The organism is Streptomyces sp. NRRL B-24572 (assembly GCF_002156145.1).
GTDB lineage: Bacteria > Actinomycetota > Actinomycetes > Streptomycetales > Streptomycetaceae > Streptomyces > Streptomyces vietnamensis.
Genome location: NZ_MWIG01000902.1, coordinates 1 through 2,215 on the forward strand (window position 1 = coordinate 1; position 2,215 = coordinate 2,215).

3 protein-coding genes are annotated in these 2,215 nt (G+C 72.8%); 1 reads left to right on the forward strand and 2 read right to left on the reverse strand.

The annotated features are described in order from the left end of the window. Positions 1–577: LysR family transcriptional regulator (locus CCN56_RS38005; RefSeq protein WP_143664771.1), on the reverse strand; the 577-nt coding region annotated here is incomplete at its 3' end. A 106-nt stretch (positions 578–683) separates the two neighbouring features. Between CCN56_RS38005 and CCN56_RS38010 the strand changes: the two genes are divergently transcribed. Then, positions 684–1,868 (forward strand): M6 family metalloprotease domain-containing protein, encoded by a 1,185-nt coding sequence (locus CCN56_RS38010; protein WP_256962382.1) that lies wholly within the window; start codon positions 684–686, stop codon positions 1,866–1,868. Positions 1,869–1,926: 58 nt separating this feature from the next. On the opposite strand, the gene CCN56_RS38015 is transcribed toward CCN56_RS38010, so the two are convergent. Continuing rightward, the coding region (locus tag CCN56_RS38015; protein WP_373412948.1) for an oligopeptide/dipeptide ABC transporter ATP-binding protein at positions 1,927–2,215 on the reverse strand (289 nt) is incomplete at its 5' end.

Genomic DNA, 2,215 nt, shown 5'->3' on the forward strand with positions numbered 1-2,215 from the left:
GCGCGGCGAGCGGGACTTCGTCAAGGCGTGCCAGCGGGTGAGAGGCCGGCAGCAGGGCGAAGACCGGTTCGGCGGCGAGGGGGTGGAGCACCACGCCGTCGCGGTCCGGCAGCCGCTGGTCGGGGTGGTCGCCGAGGACCGCCGCCTCCAGCCGGTCCGCCGCCAGCTCGTCGAGCAGGGTGACGGGGGAGTGCTGACAGCGCGCCGTCACCCGGGCCTCCGGCAGTACCGCCTTGACGGCAAGGACGAGATGGCCGAGAAGAGGCGCGCCGACCGAGCCGATGCGGACGCGGTCGCAGGCCGACACCCGGCGGGCCATCCGGGCGGTGTCGGCCATCAGGCCGTCGATGCCGGGAAGGACGGCGCGGGCCCGGTCGAGCACCAGCTCCCCGAAGGGGGTGGCGACGGCCCCGGCCCGTCCCCGGTCGAAGAGCACTCCGCCCAGCATCGCCTCGATGCGGCGCAGTTGGGCGCTGAGCCCGGGCTGGGTCGTCCCGAGAGCGGCGGCGGCGCGGGTGAGGCTGCCCGCCTCGGCGATCGCGCACACCAGGCGCAGATGGCGTACCTCCAGGTCCATGGCGCGGATGTTATGGACCGGCGACAGCTTCCGGACACCCTCCTGCCACTGCAAGCTATGTGAAATGTCACACGGCATACATCACCTCGAAGAGAGGAACGATCGCGTGAGAACGCGTCCTCCCCAACGCGCCGTGCTCTGGGCGCCCTTGCTCGCCACTCTGCTGCTGGTCCTGGCCGGTGCGTTCCCGGCCCGCGCCGCCGCCTCCGACGCGGTCTCCGCCTGCGCCCTGCGCGGCACCACCGGCTGGACGGACGAGGGGCACGACACCGACTACTCCGTCTTCCAACGCCCCACCGGGACCGTCCGGGTCGGCATGATCTTCGTCGACTTCCCCGACGCCCCGGCCACCGAGGCCCCCGCCGACGACGCCGCCCAGATCGCACCGGGCGCCGACTGGCTGTGGAACGCCTCCTACGGAAAGGTCTGGCTCGCCATCAGCCAGCACCGCCAATGGGTACGGATGCCGCACGCCTCCACCGACTACGGCTTCGCGCGCGGACTGACCCACGAGGCCCACGAGGCGTACATCAAGGACGCGGTCGCGGCGGCGGATCCGTACGTCGACTTCTCCCGATACGACATGCTGTACGTCGTCCCGACGCGGAACGCCTCGGCGATCTCCTTCACGCCCACCTACATCCACGACCCCGCGACCGTCGGCGTGCGCGCCGACGGTGCCCTGCTGAAGTGGGCCGTGACCTTCGGGCAGGACATGTGGCACTGGGGACCCAAGCTGGTCGCCCACGAGACCGGCCACACCTTCGGGCTGCCCGACCTGTACGCCTTCACCGGCACCGACGCCCATCGCTTCGTCGCCGGATGGGACGTCATGGGGCTGATCGGCGGACCCGGATCGCAGTACTTCGCCTGGCAGTCCTGGAAGCTCGGCTGGACCGCGGACAGCCAGGTCGTGTGCCGGGCCTCGGCGGGCAGCGACACCGTGTACCTGACCGCGGTCGAGTACGGCAGCGGCACCAAGATGGCGGTCGTCCGCACCGGCCCCACCACCGCCTACGTCGTCGAGTCGCGGCGGGCGGTCCAGGCCGACGGCGGGGTCTGCTCGACCGGCGCGCTGGTCTACAAGATCGACACCTCCGTCCAGACCGGCCAGGGACCCGTCCAGGTCGTCGACGCGAAGCCGTACGCCACCCCGGCGGCCGGTTGCCGGCCGCTGGACGACGCCCCCTTCCGGGCCGGCGAGTCGTTCACCGACGCGGCTGCCGGAGTCCGTGTCGAGGTGCTCGCCGCCGACGGCTGCGGAGAGACCGTACGCGTCACCAAGTGGTAGACGGATGAGGGCAGTTGTGCCCCGGGGCCGGACGCCGGTCCCGGGGCGCAACCCTGCGTCAGGCGGCCTCGGGGAAGTGACAGGCCACCTCGCGTGCCTCCCCCGGAGCGGCGATCCGCAGCAGCGGCGCTTCCGTGCGGCAGAGCGCCCGCGCCTTCGGGCAGCGCGGATGGAAGGTGCAGCCGGGCGGGGGAGCGGCCGGGCTCGGAGGGTCGCCGAGCAGGGTGATCCGCTCCCGGGTCCGCTCGGCGACCGGATCGGGCAGCGGCACCGCGGACAGCAGGGCCCGCGTGTACGGGTGGGCGGGCGCGCCGTACACGCGTTCCTTGTCCCCGATCTCCACGATC